This is a genomic window from Streptomyces sp. NPDC090083 (assembly GCF_044747445.1).
Classification (GTDB): domain Bacteria; phylum Actinomycetota; class Actinomycetes; order Streptomycetales; family Streptomycetaceae; genus Streptomyces.
The window spans coordinates 417371-438077 of the sequence record NZ_JBIVED010000007.1; the positions used below are offsets into that span (position 1 = coordinate 417371).

At 71.4% G+C, this 20707-nt stretch carries 20 protein-coding genes; 11 read left to right on the plus strand and 9 right to left on the minus strand.

The window, feature by feature from the left end; genetic code table 11:
• Positions 1-13: 13 nt before the first annotated feature.
• From ACIPTO_RS26215 to ACIPTO_RS26235, 5 genes are all read right to left on the minus strand, one after another.
• Positions 14-769, minus strand: a complete 756-nt coding sequence (locus tag ACIPTO_RS26215; protein ID WP_401196063.1) for an SDR family oxidoreductase — start codon at positions 767-769, stop codon at positions 14-16.
• A gap of 5 nt (positions 770-774) precedes the next feature.
• Positions 775-2562, minus strand: a complete 1788-nt coding sequence (locus ACIPTO_RS26220) for a glycoside hydrolase family 15 protein (protein WP_366319301.1) — start codon at positions 2560-2562, stop codon at positions 775-777.
• Between the two features lie 71 nt (positions 2563-2633).
• On the minus strand, positions 2634-3428 hold the full coding sequence (locus ACIPTO_RS26225) for an SURF1 family protein (RefSeq protein ID WP_401196066.1): 795 nt from the start codon (positions 3426-3428) through the stop codon (positions 2634-2636).
• 85 nt (positions 3429-3513) lie between these two features.
• Positions 3514-3747: a hypothetical protein gene (locus tag ACIPTO_RS26230; protein ID WP_078623033.1), complete on the minus strand. Its 234-nt coding sequence runs from the start codon at positions 3745-3747 to the stop codon at positions 3514-3516.
• 79 nt (positions 3748-3826) lie between these two features.
• Positions 3827-4813: a DEDDh family exonuclease gene (locus ACIPTO_RS26235; protein ID WP_401196069.1), complete on the minus strand. Its 987-nt coding sequence runs from the start codon at positions 4811-4813 to the stop codon at positions 3827-3829.
• Positions 4814-4985: 172 nt separating this feature from the next.
• Here ACIPTO_RS26235 and ACIPTO_RS26240 point away from each other — a divergent pair, with 172 nt between their 5' ends.
• From ACIPTO_RS26240 to ACIPTO_RS26275, 8 genes are all read left to right on the plus strand, one after another.
• Positions 4986-5783, plus strand: coding sequence for an acetoacetate decarboxylase family protein (locus ACIPTO_RS26240; RefSeq protein WP_401196071.1), 798 nt, complete (start codon positions 4986-4988; stop codon positions 5781-5783).
• On the plus strand, positions 5783-6667 hold the full coding sequence (locus ACIPTO_RS26245) for an SDR family NAD(P)-dependent oxidoreductase (RefSeq protein WP_401196073.1): 885 nt from the start codon (positions 5783-5785) through the stop codon (positions 6665-6667). The genes ACIPTO_RS26240 and ACIPTO_RS26245 overlap by 1 nt, the downstream gene beginning before the upstream one ends.
• Before the next feature lie 10 nt (positions 6668-6677).
• The gene (locus ACIPTO_RS26250) at positions 6678-7961 is read left to right on the plus strand and encodes an amidohydrolase family protein (RefSeq protein WP_401196076.1); all 1284 of its coding nucleotides are present in this window, start codon (positions 6678-6680) and stop codon (positions 7959-7961) included.
• Entirely contained in the window at positions 7958-9223 is a 1266-nt protein-coding gene (locus tag ACIPTO_RS26255) for an amidohydrolase family protein (RefSeq protein WP_401196078.1), read from the plus strand. Before ACIPTO_RS26250 ends, ACIPTO_RS26255 begins: the two co-directional genes overlap by 4 nt.
• A gap of 24 nt (positions 9224-9247) precedes the next feature.
• On the plus strand, positions 9248-9967 hold the full coding sequence (locus ACIPTO_RS26260) for a VIT family protein (RefSeq protein WP_401196080.1): 720 nt from the start codon (positions 9248-9250) through the stop codon (positions 9965-9967).
• 100 nt (positions 9968-10067) lie between these two features.
• A complete protein-coding gene (locus ACIPTO_RS26265; RefSeq protein ID WP_401196082.1) occupies positions 10068-10946 on the plus strand; it encodes a sterol desaturase family protein in 879 nt (292 codons plus the stop codon).
• Positions 10943-11650: a lysoplasmalogenase gene (locus ACIPTO_RS26270; protein ID WP_401196084.1), complete on the plus strand. Its 708-nt coding sequence runs from the start codon at positions 10943-10945 to the stop codon at positions 11648-11650. Before ACIPTO_RS26265 ends, ACIPTO_RS26270 begins: the two co-directional genes overlap by 4 nt.
• Before the next feature lie 39 nt (positions 11651-11689).
• Complete coding sequence (locus ACIPTO_RS26275; RefSeq protein WP_401196086.1) at positions 11690-12736, plus strand: zinc-dependent alcohol dehydrogenase family protein; 1047 nt, start codon at positions 11690-11692, stop codon at positions 12734-12736.
• On the opposite strand, the gene ACIPTO_RS26280 is transcribed toward ACIPTO_RS26275, so the two are convergent.
• The 3 genes from ACIPTO_RS26280 to ACIPTO_RS26290 all read right to left on the minus strand — a co-directional run bounded on the left by ACIPTO_RS26280 (position 12737) and on the right by ACIPTO_RS26290 (position 16937).
• A complete protein-coding gene (locus tag ACIPTO_RS26280; protein ID WP_401196089.1) occupies positions 12737-13732 on the minus strand; it encodes a CopD family protein in 996 nt (331 codons plus the stop codon).
• A 100-nt stretch (positions 13733-13832) separates the two neighbouring features.
• Positions 13833-15266 carry a CoA transferase gene (locus ACIPTO_RS26285; protein ID WP_401196091.1) on the minus strand — a complete coding sequence of 478 codons (1434 nt, stop codon included), beginning with the start codon at positions 15264-15266 and terminating at the stop codon, positions 13833-13835.
• A gap of 132 nt (positions 15267-15398) precedes the next feature.
• Complete coding sequence (locus ACIPTO_RS26290; RefSeq protein ID WP_401196093.1) at positions 15399-16937, minus strand: S8 family peptidase; 1539 nt, start codon at positions 16935-16937, stop codon at positions 15399-15401.
• A 241-nt stretch (positions 16938-17178) separates the two neighbouring features.
• Here ACIPTO_RS26290 and ACIPTO_RS26295 point away from each other — a divergent pair, with 241 nt between their 5' ends.
• The 3 genes from ACIPTO_RS26295 (at position 17179) to moaA (ending at position 20345) form a co-directional block, all read left to right on the plus strand.
• On the plus strand, positions 17179-17535 hold the full coding sequence (locus ACIPTO_RS26295) for a DUF485 domain-containing protein (RefSeq protein WP_366319273.1): 357 nt from the start codon (positions 17179-17181) through the stop codon (positions 17533-17535).
• The gene (locus ACIPTO_RS26300) at positions 17532-19151 is read left to right on the plus strand and encodes a cation acetate symporter (RefSeq protein ID WP_366319271.1); all 1620 of its coding nucleotides are present in this window, start codon (positions 17532-17534) and stop codon (positions 19149-19151) included. Before ACIPTO_RS26295 ends, ACIPTO_RS26300 begins: the two co-directional genes overlap by 4 nt.
• A 204-nt stretch (positions 19152-19355) precedes the next feature.
• A complete protein-coding gene (gene moaA, locus ACIPTO_RS26305; protein WP_401196095.1) occupies positions 19356-20345 on the plus strand; it encodes a GTP 3',8-cyclase MoaA in 990 nt (329 codons plus the stop codon).
• Positions 20346-20386: 41 nt separating this feature from the next.
• On the opposite strand, the gene ACIPTO_RS26310 is transcribed toward moaA, so the two are convergent.
• The gene (locus ACIPTO_RS26310) at positions 20387-20623 is read right to left on the minus strand and encodes a hypothetical protein (RefSeq protein WP_401196161.1); all 237 of its coding nucleotides are present in this window, start codon (positions 20621-20623) and stop codon (positions 20387-20389) included.
• Positions 20624-20707 lie beyond the last annotated feature (84 nt).

A 20707-nucleotide genomic window follows, 5' to 3' on the forward strand; every position in this document is an offset into this window, starting at 1 on the left:
GGTTGACGGCGGGTCAGAAGCCGTGCCGCATCCCGCCGTCGACAGGGACCATGATCCCCGTCAGGTAGGAGGCGGCCGGCGACAGCAGGAACGCCGCCACCCGCCCGAACTCGTCCGGGGCTCCGTACCGCCGCAGCGGGATCCGCGACTCGTTGGCCGCGCGCGTGGCCTCCGGGTCCGCGGACAGGCCGTCCAGCTCGCGCACCCGGTCCGTGTCGATACGGGCCGGGAGCAGCCCCACGACACGGATGCCGCGCGGTCCCAGCTCGTCCGCGAGGGACTTCGCGAACCCGGCGAGACCGGGCCGCAGCGCGTTCGAGATCGTCAGCCCGGGGATCGGCTCGTGCACCGAACCGGACAGCACGAACCCGATGACACCGCCCGGGGCCAGCTCGTCCGCGGCGGCGCGCGCGAGCCGCACCGCCCCCAGGAACACCGACTCGAACGACGTCTGCCACTGCTCGTCGGTCGTGTCCGCGACGAACCCGGGCGGCGGGCCGCCGACGCTCACGAGGATGCCGTCGAAGCCCCCGAAGTGCTCGCGCGCGGCGGCGAGCAGCCGGGCCGGCGCGTCCGCGTCGGCGTTGTCGACGGCCACGCCGACCGCGTTCGGCCCCAGCTCGGCCGCCGCGTCGGCGGCCCGCTTCTCGTCCCGCCCGGTGACGACCACCTTCGCGCCGTCGGCCAGCAGCTCGCGCGCGGTGGCGTTGCCGAGCCCTCGGGTGGCGCCGGTGACGACGTACACCCGGTCCTTCAGTCCAAGATCCATGGTCTCTATCCTGCCTCCTCGTCCCCGAACAGGGCGAGGGCGGTGTTCACCAGGCCGATGTGGCTGAACGCCTGCGGGAAGTTGCCCAGCTGGCGGCCGGCCACGGGGTCGTACTCCTCCGCGAGCAGTCCCACGTCGTTCGCGAGGCCCACCAGGCGCTCGAACTGCACCCGGGCCTCCTTCCTGCGACCGGTCATCTGGAGGGCGTCCACGAGCCAGAAGGAGCACGCCAGGAAGGCGCCCTCGTCACCGGGGAGCCCGTCCACCGGAGTGTCGGCCGCGGTGTCGTAGCGGCGGACGAAGCCGTCGTGGCCGAGCGCCTCGCGGACCGCGTCGACCGTGCCGATCACCCGCGGGTCGTCGGGCGGGAGGAAGCCGAAGCGGGGGATGAGCAGCAGGGCGGCGTCGAGTTCCTGCGACCCGTAGTACTGCGTGAACGTGTTGCGTTCGGGGTCGTAGCCCTTCTCGCACACGTCCCGGTGCACCTCGTCGCGCAGTGCGCGCCAGCCCTCCAGGTCGCCCGGCAGGTCGGCGTACTCCTCCAGGGTGCGCACCGCGCGGTCGGCGGCCACCCACACCATCACCTTGGAGTGCACGAAGTGCCGGCGCCCGCCGCGCACCTCCCAGAGGCCCTCGTCCGGCTGCTTCCACCGGTCGCGCAGCCAGTCCAGGAGGACACTCTGCAGGGACCACATGTGCGGCTTGGGCGACAGACCCGCCCGCCGGGCCAGCCACAGGGAGTCCATCACCTCCCCGTAGACGTCGAGTTGAAGCTGGTCGACGGCGCCGTTGCCGATCCGTACGGGTGCCGAACCGCCGAACCCGGAGAGGTGCGGCAGCTCGAATTCGGGGAGCCGCCGCTCGCCCGCCACGCCGTACATGATCTGCAGGTCGGCGGGGTCGCCCGCGACCGCACGCAGCAGCCAGTCGCGCCAGGCCTCCGCCTCCTTGTGGTAGCCCGCCGCGACCAGGGCCCCCAGGGTGAGGGTCGAGTCGCGCAGCCAGCAGTAGCGGTAGTCCCAGTTGCGCACGCCGCCCATCTCCTCCGGGAGGGAGGTGGTGGCCGCGGCGACGATGCCGCCCGTCGGGCGGTAGGTGAGGGCCTTGAGCGTGATCAGGGAGCGGACGACGACGTCCCTGTAGGGGCCGTCGTAGCGGCAGCGGCCCGCCCAGGCCTGCCAGTCCGTGACGCTGGCGCGGAGCGACTCGTAGGGGTCGACGAGCGCCGGGCGGGGCTCGTGCGAGGGGTGCCAGGTGAGGACGAAGGCGACCTTCTCGCCGGCCTCGACGGTGAACTCCGAGTGGGTGCCGAAGTCCTCGCCCCAGGTGTGCACTTCGGGCTCGCTGCGCAGCCACACCGAGTCCGGGCCCGCGACGGCCACTCGGTGCCCGTCGGACCTGCGCATCCACGGCACGACCGCGCCGTAGTCGAAGCGGAGCCGCATGGTGCTCCGGACGGTGACCTTGCCGCTCAGGCCCTCGACGATGCGTACGACGTCGGGCGCGCGGTGGCGCTGGGGCATCAGGTCGGTGACGCGGATCGTGCCCTCGTCGGTCTCCCACTCCGTGTCCAGGACGAGGGTGTCGGGGCGGTAGGCGCGGCGGGTGCAGCGATCCGCTCCGGCGGGGGCGATGCGCCAGTGGCCGTTGTCCTCGTCGCCGAGCAGTCTGGCGAAGCAGGCGGCCGAGTCGAAGCGCGGCAGACACAGCCAGTCGACCGAGCCGTCCATGCCGATCAGGGCCGCGGTCTGTTCGTCGCCGATGAGGGCGTAGTCCTCGATACGTGGGTGCACGGGGTGCGGGTTCCCTCCCTGCCGACGCAGCAATCTTGGTTCGGGGCCGGGCGGGTGAAGAGAGGCGCGGCTCACACGGTCGCGGGCTCGGCCTCCGCCGTCTCCTCGTCCTTCGCCGCCGCCTCCCGGCGGTCGCGTGCCTCGCGGCGGGCGAGGACCACGTAGCCGACGGGTACGGCCGCCGCGAACAGCCACCACTGGATCATGTAGGCGTAGTTCAGCGGGGCGTCCTCCTTGCCCGGGTCGGAGATCTGCTCCGGGGAGCCGCCCTTCGCCTCGGGCGCGGTCTGCTCCACGTAGCCGCCGAGCACCGTGGCGTGCAGGCGCCGCGCCTGCTCCGCACTGTTGATCAACATGATCTGGCGGTCGGGCAGGCCCTTGATGTCCTTGATGCCGCTCGCGGCGGTCGTCTCGTCGGCCATCAGCCGCCCGGTGACAGTGGTCTTCCCGCCCGGCGGCGCGGGGATCTTCGGGAACGCGGTCTGTACGCCGGTCGCCGGGATCCATCCACGGTTGATCAACACGACCTTGCCGTCCGTCAGCACGAACGGGGTGAGGACGTGGAAGCCGACCTCGTCGTCGTCATTGGTACGACGCCGGACGACGACTTCCTGAGAGGTCTCGAAGGTGCCCGTCGCGGTGACGGTGCGGTACTTCTCCGTACGGGTGACCGCGTGCCCGGGGGAGCTGATCGACTCCACGGGGACCGGCTCGGCGTGCAGCGCGTCCGTCACCAGCTGGTTGCGGGCGCTGCGCATCTCGTAGCGGTGCATCTGCCAGATGCCCAGCCTGATCATCGTCGGGATCAGGAGAAGGGTGATCAACGCGAGGATCACCCACTGCCGGGACATCAGGAAGCGGTACACCCCACGACCGTACAACTCGGTCGTGGGGCGCATTCAGGGGGGTACCGGAAGGCATACGGGTCGCGGATTCCGGAAGGCCGGCGGCTCACACCTTGTCGATGATCCCCACCATCCCCTCCGCCCGGGCGCAGTGGCCCCCGCAGAACCAGTGGCCCTCGACCTCCACGCCCTGGCCGATGATCTGCACCCGGCAGTGCTCGCAGATGGGGGCCATGCGATGGATCGCGCAGGAGAAGCAGTCGAAGACGTGCACCGCGCCCTGCGCGTGCACCTCGAAGCTCATGCCGTAATCATTGCCGCATACTTCGCATCTCGCCATGCGCCACAGGGTGGGCCGTCCGCCCGGCACGGGCGAGCGCGCGCGGGGCGAGTCGTACGACAATCACCCGTCCGTACGGTCAGTCCGCCGCCTCGACGTCCCGCAGCAGCTGTCCGAACGCCGCCTCGTCCACCACCGGTGTGCCGAACTGCCTGGCCTTGACGACCTTCGAGGTGCCCGAGTCCGGGTCGTTCGTGACGAGGAGGCTGGTCAGTCGGGACAGGCTCGTTGCGACATGCAGGCCCGCCTCCACGGCGCGGTCCTCCAGCAGCTCGCGCTCGATGGACGTGTCCCCGGAGAACGCGATCCGCATCCCCTGCTTGAGCGGCCTGCCGTCCTCGAACCGCCCCGGGTTCGGGTACGGGCACGCGGGGCGCTTGCGCGCGGGGCGCCAACTGCCCGCCCCGTAGCCGCTGTAGCCGCCCGCCTGCCGGCCGATCCGGGGGGTGGGGCGGTCCGCCCACTCGGTCAGCGGCCGGCACTCGTGCAGCGGCAGCCGCACCCCGCCCTGGGCCGCCGCGCGCAGGCTGGGCCGGAACGCCTCGGCGAGCACGCGCGCGTCGTCCAGCGCGTGGTGCGCGCGCTGCTGCACGACGCCGAAGTGCGCGGCCAGGGACTCCAGTTTGTGGTTGGGCAGCGGGAGGCTCAGCTCCTTCGACAGGGCGATGGTGCACAGGCGCTGACGGACCGGCGGATCGATCTGCACGCGCGCGTACTCCCTGGCGATCATCTGCCAGTCGAAGACCGCGTTGTGCGCGACCAGCACGCGGCCCTCCAGGCGGATCGCGAACTCGTCGGCGATGTCCTTGAAGAGGGGCGCGCCCTCCAGGACGTCACTCGTCAGACCGTGGATCCACACGGGGCCGGGATCGCGCTCCGGGTTGACCATCGTGTACCAGTGGTCCTCGACCTCGCCGAGCGCGTCCAGGCGGTAGACGGCCGCGGAGATGATCCGGTCGTCCCGGGCCAGGCCGGTGGTCTCCACGTCAACTACCGCGTACCCCTGGGGATACGCGGCCGGCCACGGAGTGGCTGCGGACACTGCGGGCGAGTGGTCTTCGAGCATGGTCACTGAGGATACGGGCCGCCACTGACAGCCCTGTCCCTCAGGTCGCCCGGCCCGCCCGCCCGTTCGGGTCCGCCGAATGCGCGTGCGCGTGGCTATGGACCTTTTGCCCGCCCGGTGCGAACGTGCTGCCCGCCTGACGGATGACGGCCTACGAAGGGCGGTACGGCGTATGGCACGCGTACGGTACGGGGCACGGACCGAGGCGGAGATCGCCGCCGCGCGCACGGCGAGTTCCAGACTTCCCGACATCTGGTCCACCGGTGTGGTGGCCGTCTGGGAGAGCGACCCGGACGCGGTCGCGGCGGTCCTGCCGCCGCCCCTCAAGCCCACCGGGCGACCCCTGGTCCGGGTGAACATCAGCAAGGTCGAACTGACCGGATACCCGCTGGGCGCGGGCTCGTTGGCGGTCGCCGCGGCGCACGACGGCGTCGAGGGCTGGTACCCCCTGGTGATGCCGATGACCCACGAACGGGCCCTCACGGGCGGACGCGAGGTCTTCGGGGAGCCCAAGAAACTCGGCGAGGTGACCGTCGAGCGCGTGGGCCTCGTCGTGCACGCCTCCCTGGCCCGGCACGGCATCGCCTTCGTCGAGGTGCGCGGCGCGGTCAGCGAGGAACTGCCCCTCCCGGGGCCCACTCGGAAGACCGACTTCTACTTCAAGTTCCTTCCCGCGGTGGACGGTTCGGGCTTCGACGCCGACCCGGTGCTCGTGCACTGCCTGCGCAACGAGAAGGTCCGCAGGCTGGAACGCGTCACCGGGGACGTCGTCCTGCGCGAGTCCATGTACGACCCGGTCGCCGACCTGCCCGTGCGCACCCTGGTCGACATCACCATCGGCGAGAAGACCAGCGACCAGCGCGGCAAGGTCGTCGAACGAGTCGACGCGCAGGCCCTGTTGCCGTACATCCACCAGCGCTACGACGACCCGCTCCAGATCCACGACGGGCCTCCCGAGGGGAGCGTCTGATGGAGCTGAGGGAGGGGCAGGTCGCCGTCGTGACCGGGGCGGCGAGCGGGATCGGGCTCGCGATGGCACGGCGGTTCGCCGCCGAGGGACTCAAGGTGGTCCTCGCCGACGTCGAGCAGGGCGCCCTCGACAGGGCCGCCGCGGACCTGCGCGCCGACGGAGCCGACGTGCACGCGCGCGTGGTCGACGTCGGCGTACGCCAACAGGTCCTGGATCTGGCCGAGTCGGCCTACGAGACGTACGGCGCCGTCCACGTCCTGTGCAACAACGCCGGGGTCGGCTCGGGTGCCGAGGGCCGGATGTGGGAGCACGAACCGAACGACTGGCAGTGGGCGTTCGCCGTCAACGTGTGGGGTGTCTTCCACGGCATCCAGGCGTTCCTCCCGAGGATGATCACGTCGGGTCAACCCGGTCATGTCGTCAACACGTCCTCCGGGGACGGCGGGATCGCCCCGCTGCCCACCGCCTCCGTGTACGCCGTCACCAAGGCGGCCGTCGTCACCATGACCGAGTCCCTGTACGCGCACCTGAGGGCGGAGCACGCGCGTGTGGGTGCCTCGGTGCTCTTCCCCGGGCCGCACATGCTGCGCACCGGGCTGTGGGAGTCGCACCGCAACCGGCCCGCCCGGTACGCCAAGGAGCGCCCGCGCAGGACGCCGTACCGCAGCCTCGACCAGTGGGAGAGCGCGATGAAGGAGGCCGGCAAGGAGGTCGCCTTCACGCCCGTGGAGGAGGTCGCCGACCTCGTGGTGGACGGCATCCGCGCGGACCGCTTCTGGCTGCTGCCGCAGAGCGAGCACAGCGACGCCCAGATCCGGGCGCGGGCGGGCTCCATGCTCGACCGGACGAACCCGTCGTACCTCGAGAGCTTCATCCTGGACTGAGGGGGCTGTTGTGACCGACCAGGAGCCGTACCTGATCATCTCCTCCGACTGCCACGCCGGGCTGCCCACCGAGGAGTACCGGCCCTATCTGGACGCCCGGTTCCACCGGGACTTCGACGAGTTCCTCGCCGGACGCGACCGGCGCCGCGAGGAGATGACCCGGCTGGGCATCCGCAACGAGGCGTTCGCCGCCAAGTGGTTCCACGACAACGAGGAGGGCCTGCGCGGCGGTTGGGACACCGCGCAGCGCCTCAAGGAGCTGGACGGGGACGGGGTGGCCGCCGAGGTGGTCTTCCCGGACGCCGACGCCGTGGACAGCCAGACGGCCGCGCCCTTCGGCGTCGGACTCGGCCTCTCCGGCGACCAGGACCCCGAGCTGGGCATGGCGGGTGCCCAGGCGCACAACCGCTGGCTCGCCGAGTTCGTCTCCGAGCACCCCGAACGGCACTGCGGTGTCGCCCTGTTGCCGATAACGGCCCCTGTGGAGAAGGCCGTGGCGGAGATCCGCCGCGCCAGGGAGTCCGGTCTCGGCGCGCTGATGATCCCCTCCATGTGGGTCGACAAGGAGCCCTACCACGACCGCCGTTACGACCCCGTGTGGGCGGCCGCCGCCGAGTGCGGGATGCCCGTACTGACCCACTCCGGGGCGGCGCCCCGCCACGAGTACGGCGACCACCTGGGCATCTACGTGAGCGAGGTGACCTGGTGGCCCGCCCGGCCGCTCTGGTTCCTGCTCTGGTCCGGTGTCTTCGAACGCCATCCCGGTCTGAAGTTCGGTGTGGCGGAGTCGGGCTGCTGGTGGCTGCCGAACCAGCTGTGGTTCATGGACCGCCTCTACCTGGGTGCCCACGGCGGCAAGAAGCTGTCGCCCTTCGCCGAGTTGAAGCGGCCGCCGCACGAGTACCTCGACCGGCAGGTCTTCATCTGCGCCACCAACACCAAGCGCCGTGAACTGGCGCAGCGCTACGAGATCGGCGTCGACAACATCCTCTGGGGCAGCGACTTCCCGCACCCCGAGGGCACCTGGCCCGACACGCGCGCGTGGCTGAAGCGGACCTTCCATGACATCCCGGTGGCCGAGACCCGCCGGATGCTGGGCCTCGCGGCGGCGGACGCCTTCGGCTTCGACGTGGCCGCGCTGACGCCGCTGGCCCGCCGGATCGGTCCGACGCCCGCCGAACTCGGCCAGCAGGACGACCAGGAGGCCGTGACGGCGTCCTGGGCGCGCTCGCGGGAGGTGGGGCGGCACTGGCTGACCGATCACGACTTCCCGGTCCTGGGGGCGACGCCATGAGCGCGACGGACCCTCTGGACTCCGCGGGTCCCGACGGCGCTGACCGGTACACGGTCGTCTCCGCCGACTGCCACGCGGGCGCCGACCTCCTCGACTACAGGCCCTACCTGGAGCAGCGGTACCACGACGAGTTCGACGCGTGGGCGGCCACGTACGTCAATCCGTACGAGGACCTGGTCGCCGACACGGCCGACCGGAACTGGAACTCCGCGCGGCGGATCGCGGAGCTGGAGCAGGACGGGATCGTCGCGGAGGTCGTCTTCCCGAACACCATCCCGCCGTTCTTCCCGTCCGGCTCCCTGATGGCGCCCGCGCCCACGGCCGAGGAGTTCCGGCGCCGCTGGGCGGGCCTGCGCGCCCACAACCGCTGGCTGGCGGACTTCTGTGCGGCCGCGCCGGGCCGGCGGGCGGGCGTTTTCCAGATCCTCCTCAACGACGTCCAGGAGGCCGTCCAGGAGATCCGGTGGGCGGTCGCGGCGGGCCTCCGGGGCGGACTCCTGCTGCCGGGCACTCCTCCGGGTTCCGGACTGCCGGAGCTGTACTCGTCGGTGTACGACCCGATCTGGGCCGTGTGCGCGGAACTCGGCGTCCCCGTCAACCACCACGCGGGCTCGGCGTCCCCGCCCCTGGGCGACGAACCGGCCGCCCGCGCGGTGTACATGGTCGAGACGACCTGGTTCTCGCACCGCGCCCTGTGGCACCTCATCTTCGGCGGCGCCTTCCGCCGCCACCCGGACCTGAGACTGGTCCTGACCGAGCAGGGCTCCGGGTGGATACCCGGGGTGCTGGACATGCTGGACTACTACCACGGGCGGCTCGTCGCGGCGGCCACGAAGGCGTCCACGGCGGAGTCCAAGTTCGGCGCGGGACTGGCCGATTCCATGGGCCGGGGTCCGTCGGAGGTATGGCGCGACAACTGCTTCGTGGGCGCCAGTTTCATGCGCCCCCACGAGGTGCCCCTGCGCGACCGCATCGGCATCGAGAAGATCATGTGGGGCAGCGACTTCCCGCACGACGAGGGCACGTACCCGTACTCCAGGGAGGGCCTCCGCTTCGCGTACGCGCGCGTGCCCCGCGACGAGGTCGCCGCCATGCTCGGCGGCAACGCGGCCCGCGTCTACGGCTTCGACCTCGGCGCCCTGGACCCGATCGCGGCGAAGGTCGGCCCCCTGGTGAGCGAGATCGCGGAGCCCCTCGCCGAACCGCCGGTCGGCGCGACGAGTCCGGTGTTCGCGCGGGGAGCGTCGGTACGGGTGTGGTGAGGCCCGGGATGGAATCCTCCGGGGGTGACTGAAACCAACGGCGACTCCCACTCCGAGGCCCACGGCGGCAGCCTCGGCTCCCGGCTGAACTGGCTGCGGGCCGCGGTCCTCGGCGCGAACGACGGCATCCTGTCGACCGCCGGACTCGTCGTCGGCGTGGCCGGTGCCACGGACGACCGCACGGCACTGCTGACGGCCGGGCTCGCGGGTCTCCTCGCCGGGTCCATGTCGATGGCGGCGGGGGAGTACGTGTCCGTCTCGACGCAGCGCGACTCGGAGAAGGCCGCCCTGGCCATGGAGAAGCGCGAGCTGAAGGAGCAGCCGGAGGCCGAACTGGAGGAGTTGACCGAACTCCTCCAGGACCGCGGGCTGACCCGGGACGTGGCCATGGAGGCGGCGGCCCAGCTCACGGAACGCGACGCGCTGCGCGCCCACGCGCGCGTGGAGCTCAACATCGACCCCGACGACCTCACCAACCCCTGGCACGCCGCCGGGGCGAGCTTCCTGTCCTTCACGGTCGGCGCCCTGCTGCCCCTCCTGGCGATCGTCCTGCCCCCGGCCGACTGGCGCCTGGGCGTCACGGTCGTCTCGTCCCTGGCGGCCCTCGTCCTCACCGGCTGGGCCAGCGCCCGCCTCGGCGCGGCCGCCCCGAGACCGGCGATGGCGCGGAACGTGGCCGGGGGAGCGCTGGCGATGGCCGTGACGTACGTGGCGGGGACGCTCCTGGGGGCCGCGGGAGCGTGACGCGTTGGCGGAGATCACCAACAAGCAAGCGCGTACCCCGAGTAATACTTGTGGGTAACAACGTCTAGTCGCGGCCGATGCGCGGTCCTACGGTTCATCCATGCCGAACCTGCCCGATGCCGTGCTCTGGTCGATACCCGCCTTCGTGCTGCTCACCGTGATCGAGATGATCAGCGTGCGCGTCCATCCCGACGAGGACGCGGCGGGCTACGAGGCGAAGGACGCCGCGACGAGCGTCGGCATGGGGCTCGGCAGCCTCGTCTTCGACTTCCTCTGGAAGATCCCGATCGTCGCGATCTACACGGCGATCTACGAACTCACCCCCCTGCGCGTGCCCGTCCTGTGGTGGACGATCCCGCTGATGCTGCTCGGACAGGACTTCTTCTACTACTGGTCCCACCGCGGCCACCACGTCATCCGCATCCTGTGGGCCTGCCACGTCGTCCACCACTCCAGCCGCAGGTTCAACCTCACCACGGCCCTGCGCCAGCCCTGGACGACCCTCACGGTCTGGCCGTTCTACGTCCCGCTCGTCGCCCTGGGCGTGCATCCCGCCGCGCTCGCGTTCTGCTCCTCGGTGAACCTCGTCTACCAGTTCTGGATCCACACCGAGCGGATCGACCGGATGCCCCGATGGTTCGAGTTCGTCTTCAACACCCCGTCCCACCACCGCGTCCACCACGCCTCCCAGGGCGGCTATCTGGACCGCAACTTCGGCGGCATCCTCATCCTCTGGGACCGCCTCTTCGGGTCCTTCGTGCCGGAGGTCGAGCGGCCGGTCTACGGGTTGACGAAGAACATCAACACGTTCAACCCGATCAAGGTCGCCACCCACGAGTACGTCGCCATCGCCAAGGACCTGAGGGCGGCGGCCGGCTGGCGCGAGCGCGCGGGACGCGTCTTCCGGGGGCCGGGCTGGCAGCCGGCGCCCGCCGTGGACCAGGGTGTTCCGGCCGCCGAGGAGACCGCGGCCGCGTGAACCCACGTCCCGGACGCCCGGCCGCGCAGCACGTCCTCCTGGCGGCCTTCGGCCTCGCCGCCCTCGTGGACCTGCTCGCGCTCGCCGTCGGCCACCACCTCGCCCACGTCGTCGCCAAGCCCCTCCTGATGCCGCTCCTCGCCGCGTACGCGGCCCTGCGCGGCGCGCCCCGGCTCCTCGTCGCCGCACTTCTCCTCGGCTGGGGCGGCGACACCCTGCTGCTCTCGGACGCCGACCCCGCGTTCCTCGCCGGCATGGCCTGTTTCGCGGCGGGCCACGTCTGCTATCTCGCCCTCTTCAGGAGGGACGGCGGCCTCGAACGTGCTCCACGCGTGCGTGCCGGTCTCCTCGCCGCCGGGTACGCCGTCGCCCTGGCCGTCACCGTCACGCTGCTGTGGCCCGACCTCCCGGCGGACCTGCGTGTCCCCGTGGCCGTCTACAGCGCGCTCCTCACCGCCATGGCGTGCGCGGCGGCTGTCCGGCTCGGCCTCGTCGCGGGGCTCGGCGGAGCCCTCTTCATGGTCTCCGACACCCTCATCGCGACCGGCGTCGCCGACTGGCCGCAGCCTCCGAGGCCCGACTTCTGGATCATGCTGACGTACGTCGCCGCACAGTTCCTGCTGGTCCAGGGCGTGCTCGGCACCCTCGCCGAGCGCCGCGCACCGACGGCGGCGTACCGTGAAGTGCGCTCGACCACCCCCTGAGCGCACCCCACCAGCACCTCCGCGACGAGAAGGACCCTCATGCGCGCCACCACCATCCACGCCCCGTTCGACATGCGCGTGGAGGACGTGCCCGAGCCCCTGGTCCAGCTGCCGACCGACGCCGTCGTCCGGGTGCTGCGCGCCTGCATCTGCGGCAGCGACCTGTGGGCGTACCGCGGCGAGGCGGCCCGGAAGCCGGGGCAGCGCATCGGGCACGAGTTCCTCGGGATCGTCGAGGAGACCGGCTCCGAGGTGACCGGAGTCAGGACCGGCGACCTCGTGGTCGCGCCCTTCATGTGGTCGGACGGCGTCTGCGACTACTGCCGCGAGGGCCTCACGACCTCCTGCGTGCACGGCGGCTTCTGGGGCGCCGTGGGCTACGACGGCGGCCAGGGCGAGGCCGTGCGCGTGCCCTTCGCCGACGGCACCCTCGTAGGGCTGCCCAGGGAGGCGGCCTCCGACGACCGCCTGCTGTCCGCGCTGCTGACCCTGTCCGACGTCATGGGCACCGGCCACCACGCGGCGCTCGGCGCGGGCGCCGGCAAGGGCGCCACCGTCGCGGTCGTGGGCGACGGGGCGGTCGGCCTGTGCGCCGTGCTCGCCGCCAAGCGCCTCGGCGCCGAGCGGATCATCGCGCTCGGCCGCCACGAGACCCGTACGGACATCGCCCGCCGCTTCGGCGCCACCGACGTCGTCGCCGCACGCGGCGAGGAGGCCGTCGCGGCCGTCCGTGAACTCACCCGCGGCCAGGGCGCGCACGCCGTCGTCGAGGCCGTCGGTACCGAGCAGTCCATGCGCACGGCCGTCGAGATCACGCGCGACGGCGGCGCGATCGGCTTCGTCGGCGTACCGCACGGCAGCGGCACCGGCCTCGACCTCGGGGTCATGTTCGACCGGAACATCGCCCTGCGCGGCGGGGTCGCGCCGGTCCGCGCGTACATCCCGGAACTGCTGCCCGACATTCTGGACGGCACGATCGACCCGTCGCCCGTCTTCGACCTCACGGTCGGCCTGGAGGGCGTGCCCGACGGCTACAAGGCGATGGACGAGCGCACGGCCCTGAAGGTCCTGGTCACCAACGGCTGATCAATGCCAGCGGATCGGTACCGGCAACGCCGTCAACACCCCGGAGAGCACGACCACCACTCCCAGGGCGGCGACCTCCGCCCGCGCGGGTGAGCAGGCGGTCAGCGGATCCGCGGCCCGCCGCAGCCGGGACCGGGCCCACAGCGCGAGGACGGCGACGGCGGCGACGAGCAGCACCTTGGCGAGCAGGGTGCGCCCGTACGCCGTCGTCGTCAGCTGGTCCAGGATCGTGCCGACCGGCATTCTGCGCAGCGAACTGCACACCCCCGTGGCGGTGATCGCGGCGAGCAGGACGACCGCCACGCGCGCGTAGAGACCCAGCAGCGCGGTGCCCGCCTCGGTGCCCCGCCACTGTCGCAGTGTGCGCAGCACATGCAGCAGGCCGCCCACCCACAGGGCCGCGCACGTCAGATGAACCAGGGTCAGTTCGGAGCCGACCAGGGGGCTGTACTCGCCCGCCGGGTGCGCGCGCAGCGCCTCCGCGAGAACCACGGCGGCAAGGGGCCACACCTGCACGCCGGGCCGCCGGGACCGCGCGCACAGGGCCGCCACGGCGAACGCGCCGGCCTCCAGAAGGGCGAGCCTGCCGTCCCGGGACCGGTAGAGGCCGTCGAGGCCGGCCCGGGTCAGGCTGCCCGTCGCCGCGAACCACGCGAGCCCCAGCGCGGCGACGACACCGGCACCGGACGCGTACCGGGCCCAGCTGAGGGGACCGTTCGGGGGAGCGCCGGGCACGGTGCGCGCCAGCCGGTTCACGAACAGCTCACCCAGGGGCACGCACAAAGCCCCGAACAGCACCGACCTCAGCAGCGCGATGCCCCCGGCGCCGGGCGCGGCGGCATCCCCGGTGCCGTGCAGCGCGGCGGACGGGCCGAGCAGCGGGATCAGTGCGGCGAGGACCACCAGGGCCAGCACGGCGACGGCCCGACGCGTACCGGGGCGCCGCCCGGGGCCGCTGGTGTCGGCCGCTTCGACAGTCGGTCGTATCAGAGTCACACAAAGATCTTCACCAGCCGTCACAGAACCGGGCAAGTGCAACTGAATGACTTGAAGAGCCGTATTTCGTCCGTGAAGGCGTTGGCGGCCACCTGCGGAATCAGGCCCACCGCGCCGGATCCGTGCCCCAACGCCCCGGCGGGCGCGTCCAGTTCGAGGGCCCACCGGTGAACGACACCGGCGACAGGGCGTGCCGGAGACGCCCGATGGCGCTGTCCGTCTCGGCCAGCCAGGCGTCGGGCCGGGTGTACGCCGTCCCGCTGTCGTCGCGGGTGAGCGCGCCCCGCTCGCGAGCCGTCGCCCGGGCCCGTACGCCCTCGCCCGCGATCAGCCACCCGGCAGTCCGCGCGAGCGCCAGCCGCAGGGCGATGCCACCGCCCCGCTCCGACCGCTCCGTGAGCGCCCGGAGCACCGCGCCCGCCAGCAGATACCCCGTCCCGTGGTCGAGGGCCTGCGCGGGCAGCGCGCCGGGTCGCTCCGGTGTCCCCTCGGTCGCCGCGATGCCCGTGGCGACCTGGACCAGGCTGTCGAACCCCCGCCGCTCACCCCACGGCCCGTACCCGCCCCACGCCGACAACTGCGCCACGACCAGCCCGGGCCTACGGTCGAGCAGCGCCCCGGCGGAGAGCCCGAACCGGTCCAGGACGCCCGGCCGGTACCCGGTGACGACCACGTCCGCCCGTTCGAGCAACTCCCCGAAGGTACGCCGATCGGCGGCGAGACCCAGGTCCAGCCGGGTCGACCGCTTCCCGAACCCGGTGTCCGCGTGCGCGTCCGGGTCCTCGGGCAACCGCGGGGTGTCCACCCGCAGCACGTCCGCACCGAGCAGCGCGAGCGTCCGCGTGGCGACCGGGCCCGCGATGACCCGGGTCAGGTCGAGCACGCGCACCCCGGCGGCGGGCAGCGACGGGTCGCCGTCGAGCGACGGCAGTACGCGCGCGCGTGCCGTCCCGATCTGCTCGCGCTCGACGAGCGGCCGGGCGGCGACCGCGGCCCTCTGCTGATGCGCGGCCCACTCCTCCGCCGTGCGCAGCGCGACCGCGAGGCCCCCGGCGCCGTAGACCGTCCGCTCCACCTCCAGGGCGGACCGCTCGGCGAGCACGTCGGCCACGGTCTCCACGCCGGCGTCCTCCGGCAGCTCCAGCGCGCCCAGCAGTCGCGCCCGGTGGTGCGGGTAGTTCGCGTGGGTGCGGACCCACCCGTCGGCCGTCCGCCAGAACCGCGACAGCGGCGCGAAGTTGACCGGCGCCCGACCGTCGATCAACAGATGACGCTCACTGACGAACGCCGTGGCCACGGCCCCGTCGTCCACCCGCACCCCGGGCACCTCCGGGAGCCCGGCCCGCTGCGCCCCCAGCTCGGCGGCGGCCAGCGCGCACGCTCCCACGCAGGCCCGCGCCAACTCCCGTACGGGAAGGCGTGCTTGCAGTGCTCCCGCGCGTGCGACGGTCGAGACGCGCGAGAGCAGGGCGGGATCGCCGCCCATCGCTGTCCATGCCACCTTGATGCCATCGACGTCATCGGTATCAGTCATGATTGAACTATGCAGTATTGATTCAATCAATATATGTACGGATGACTGTACGCACGGCTGTACTCATGGCTGTACGGACGCGAACGGGCCGGGCGGAAGTCCGCCCGGCCCGTGAACAGGGTGAGGAGTCGGCTACTTCACCGCGCGCAGCGCGTTGACGATGCCGAACCCGTAGAAGCCGTTGACCCGCTTGCCGCCTACGCAGGTCGCGTCCACGACGCCGTCACCGTTGGTGTCGTAAGGCTCGGTCGGGCAGCCCGGGTTGTCCGCCTCGGCCTTCAGCAGCGCCTGCAGCTGAGCCGGACCGGCGTGCCGGTGGGTCGACTTGAGCAGCGCGGCCACCGCGGCGACGTGCGGGGTCGCCATCGAGGTGCCCTGGAGATAGCCGTACGAGTTGTTCGGCAGGGTGGACAGAATGCGGCCGTTCTTCGACGGGGTGTCCGGGATCTGCAGGGCGTCGCCGCCGGGCGCCGCCACGTCTATGACGCCCTTGCCGTAGCTGGAGAAGTACGACTTGGCCTTCTTGACGCCGACCGAGCTGACCGTGACGACGCCCGGCAGCTGGGTCGGTACGTCGAAGCACTCGTGCGGGTCGACCGTCCGGGTCGTCGCGGTCGAGTCGTCGGGGCTGGAGTCGTCGACGAGGGCGTGGGAGTCGAGGTCGTCGTTCGAGTTGCCGGCCGCCGCGACATTGAGCGTGCCCTTGCTCTGCGCGTACAGCTGGGCCCTGTTGACCGCGTCCACGATGGCACGTTGATCGGGGTCGTTCATGCAGTTGTACAGCCAGGGATCAACGTAGTAGCTGTTGTTGGTGATCTCCACGCCGTGGTCCGCGGCGAACACGAACGCGCAGACCACGCTCTCCGGGTAGAACAACTGGGTCGAGTCCGGCTGGGCCACCGTGATCCCGGAGACCTTCACGCCCGGCGCGACGCCCGCCACACCGATGCCGTTGCGGGCGGCGGCGATCTCGCCCGCAACATGCGTGCCGTGGTAGTGGGCGGAGTCCACGGGACGCCAGGAGCCGTACGTGGTGTCCGCCTTGCCGCCCACGCAGTTCGCGGACTGCGAGGGGGAGAAGTTCGGGGCGATGTCCGGGTGGGTGTCGTCCACGCCGACGTCGATGACGGCGACCGTCACGCTCTTGCTGCCCGGGTTGACCTTCGCGGCCTTGTCGGCGCCGATCGCCGGCAGGTCCCACTGGTCGGCTTCCAGGGGCTCGCTGTCACCGGCGGCCGCGGAGGCCTTCGCCGTCTTCGCGGCCTGGTCCTTGGAGAGGTACTGCACCGCGCCCTCGTCGGTCGTCGAGGCGAGGCTCAGCGGCGCGGTGCGCGTGGCGCCGGCCGACTGCACACCGGGCACCTTGCGGATGGCCGGACCGAAGTCCGGGTTCGCCGAGTGGACGACGATCACGCCGATCTTCTCGTACGTCACCACGATGGTGCCGCCGGCCGCATTGACCGCCTTCTTGACCGAGTTGATCGTCCGGTGGTCCAGCCGTGTGTTGACCACATACGCAAGAGTCGGGGCGTCGGCGGCCTGGACCGCTGTCCCGGTCTCCGCGGCCGGGACCGCCGAGGCCGCGGACGGGAGGAAACCGAGCGAGGCGGTCAGCGACAGCACGACCGGCACGGCGAGGGCGAGCCGGCGTCTGGGGCGCAGATGAGCCATGGGATCTCCACATCATCCGGAAACGAAACGGCCCGAGACACGATTGGTGCTCGGGCAGGTACATGACGAGTGGTGCAGACCCGAAGCTATCTCCCGCGACGGCTGGCCAGCAATGATTTCCCAAAGACGACTACCGAAAGAAGTCAAAGGAGTTGAACCGGTCGGGGTGCGGCGCCGTGCCCTTGGGCAGGAAGCGCCAAGCCGACTCAGTACCCGCAGGTCCGCAACGCGAGGAGACACCGTGGCCACCGAGACACCACCCCCCTCGAAAGCCGAACGCCAACTCCCCAGTACCGAGGAGTTCGAACAGGTCCAGGAGAGTGCGGAGTTCGCCGAACTGCGCCGCGCCCACCGCTCCTTCGCCTTCCCGCTGACCGTCGCCTTCATCGTCTGGTACCTGCTGTACGTGCTGCTGTGCAACTACGCGGGCGACTTCATGGACACCAAGGTCGTCGGCAACATCAACGTCGCCCTGGTCCTGGGCCTCGCCCAGTTCCTCACCACGTTCCTCATCGCCTGGTGGTACGCGCGGTACTCCGCCGCGAAGCTCGACCCCAAGGCGGAAGCCATCAAGTCCCGGATGGAGGACGGCGCATGAGCCCCGCGATCACCCTCGCCGCAGGCGAGGCGAGCGAGCACCGGCCGCTGATCATCACCCTGTTCGCGGTCTTCGTCGCCGCGACGCTCGTCATCACCGTATGGGCGGGCCGCCAGACCAAGAGCGCCGCTGACTTCTACGCGGGCGGCCGCCAGTTCACCGCCTTCCAGAACGGCCTCGCCGTCTCCGGCGACTACATGTCCGCCGCGTCGTTCCTCGGCATCGCCGGAGCGATCGCCCTCTTCGGGTACGACGGCTTCCTGTACTCCATCGGCTTCCTGGTCGCCTGGCTGGTCGCCCTGCTCCTGGTCGCCGAACCACTGCGCAACTCGGGCCGCTACACCATGGGCGACGTCCTCGCCTACCGCATGCGGCAGCGCCCGGTCCGCACCGCGGCCGGCACCTCCACCATCGTGGTGTCGATCTTCTACCTGCTGGCCCAGATGGCCGGAGCGGGCGTCCTGGTCTCGCTGCTCCTCGGCATCACCACCGACGCGGGCAAGATCGGCATCGTCGCCCTGGTCGGCGTCCTGATGATCGTGTACGTCACGATCGGCGGCATGAAGGGCACCACCTGGGTCCAGATGGTCAAGGCCTGCCTGCTCATCGCGGGCGCGCTGCTGCTGACCTTCCTGGTGCTGCTGAAGTTCAACTTCAACGTCTCCGACCTGCTCGGCAAGGCCGCCTCCAACAGCGGCAAGGGGTCCGCCTTCCTGAACCCCGGCCTCAAGTACGGCGCCACCGGCACGACCAAACTGGACTTCATCTCCCTGGGCCTCGCCCTGGTCCTCGGCACCGCCGGACTGCCGCACATCCTGATCCGCTTCTACACGGTGCCCACCGCCAAGGCCGCCCGTAAGTCGGTCAACTGGGCCATCGGCCTGATCGGCGCCTTCTACCTGATGACCCTGGCCCTCGGTTTCGGCGCCGCCGCGCTGATCAAGCCCGACGAGATCATCGCCTCCAACAAGGCGGGCAACACGGCCGCCCCCCTCCTGGCACTGCATCTGGGCGGAGTCGACTCCAACTGGGGTGCCATCCTCCTGGCCACCATCTCGGCGGTCGCCTTCGCCACGATCCTCGCGGTCGTCGCCGGGCTGACCCTTGCCTCGTCCTCGTCGTTCGCCCACGACATCTACGCGAACGTCATCAAGCGCGGCCAGGCCACCGAGAAACAGGAGATGGCAGCCGCCCGCTACGCCACCGTCGGCATCGGCGCCGTCTCCATCGTCCTGGGCGCCCTCGCCCGCGACCTGAACGTCGCCGGCCTGGTCGCCCTGGCCTTCGCGGTCGCCGCCTCCGCCAACCTCCCGACGATCCTCTACAGCCTCTTCTGGAAGCGGTTCACCACCCAGGGCGCCCTCTGGTCGATCTACGGCGGCCTCGTCACCGCGGTCGGCCTGGTCCTGTTCTCGCCGGTGGTCTCCGGCAAGGAGACGTCGATGTTCCCCCACGTCGACTTCCAATGGTTCCCCCTGGAGAACCCCGGCATCATCTCCATCCCCGTCGGCTTCCTGCTCGGCTGGCTCGGCACGATCCTCTCCAAGGAGGAGCCGGACACCGGCAAGTACGCGGAGCTGGAGGTACGGTCCCTGACCGGCACCGGAGCCCACTGACCGGCCCCGCCCGGCCCCGCTGAGCCCCCACACGTCCCCTGCACGTCCCTCCGCGCATCCCCCCACACCGACGGCCGCGTCGTAGATCCCTACGACGCGGCCGTGCCGTACCTCGTGGGATCGGGCCGCCCCTGTTGTCAGAGGTGTCGCGTAGGCTCGCAGGTGTCGGAAAACATGCGATCCGAAACGAGGGAGGGGGCACACATGCTGATCGACACCTATGGCCGGGTAGCCACCGACCTGCGGGTTTCGCTGACCGACCGGTGCAACCTCCGGTGCACGTACTGCATGCCCGAGGAGGGCCTGCAATGGCTGGCGAAGCCCGACCTCCTCACGGACGACGAGATCGTCCGCCTGATCGACATCGCGGTCACCTCCCTCGGCATCGAGGAGGTCCGTTTCACCGGCGGCGAGCCCCTGCTGCGCCCCGGCCTGGTCGGCATCGTCGAGCGGGTCGCGGCCCTGGAGCCCCGCCCCCGGATGTCGATCACCACCAACGGCATCGGCCTCAAGCGCACGGCCGCCGCCCTGAAGAAGGCGGGCCTGGACCGGGTCAACGTCTCCCTGGACACCCTGCGCCCCGACGTCTTCAAGAGCCTCACCCGCCGCGACCGCCACAAGGACGTCATCGAGGGCCTCGAAGCCGCCCACGACGCGGGCCTGACCCCGGTGAAGATCAACTCGGTGCTGATGCCGGGCCTCAACGCCGACGAGGCCCCGGACCTGCTGGCCTGGGCCGTGGAGCACGACTACGAACTGCGCTTCATCGAGCAGATGCCCCTGGACGCCCAGCACGGCTGGAAGCGCGACGGCATGGTCACGGCAGGCGACATCCTGGCCTCCCTCCGCACCCGCTTCGAACTGACCCCCGAGCGCGACGACGAGCGCGGTTCCGCACCGGCCGAGCGCTGGACCGTGGACGGCGGCCCGCACCGCGTGGGTGTCATCGCCTCGGTCACCCGGCCGTTCTGCGCGGCCTGCGACCGCACCCGCCTCACGGCCGACGGCCAGATACGCAACTGCCTGTTCGCCCGCGAGGAGACCAGCCTCCGCACCGCCCTGCGCTCGGACGCCCCGGACACGGAGATCGCCCGCGTCTGGCGCGAGGCGATGTGGGGCAAGAAGGCCGGCTCGGGCCTGGACGACCCGTCGTTCCTGCAGCCGGACCGCCCGATGTCGGCGATCGGCGGCTGACCGGCCGTCGTAGGCGAGGGGCCCTTCGCGGGAGACGGGCCCTACGGGGTTTCGGGCTCTTCCCAGTCCTCGAAGCCGACGACATCCTTCAGGAAGCCCCGTACGCCGAGGAACTGGGACAGGTGCTCGCGGTGCTCCTCGCACGCGAGCCAGGTCTTGCGTCGCTCCGGTGTGTGCAGTTTCGGGTTGTTCCAGGCCAGCACCCACACGGCAGCGGCACGGCACCCCTTGGCGGAGCAGATCGGGGAGACGGGATCGGAGCCGCCGACGTTCAGCATCACACGCCCGACCCTAACCGAGCCGGTGCGTCAGCCGTTCCCCGCGGTCGTCCTGTGGCCCCGACACCAGCACCTCGACGACCT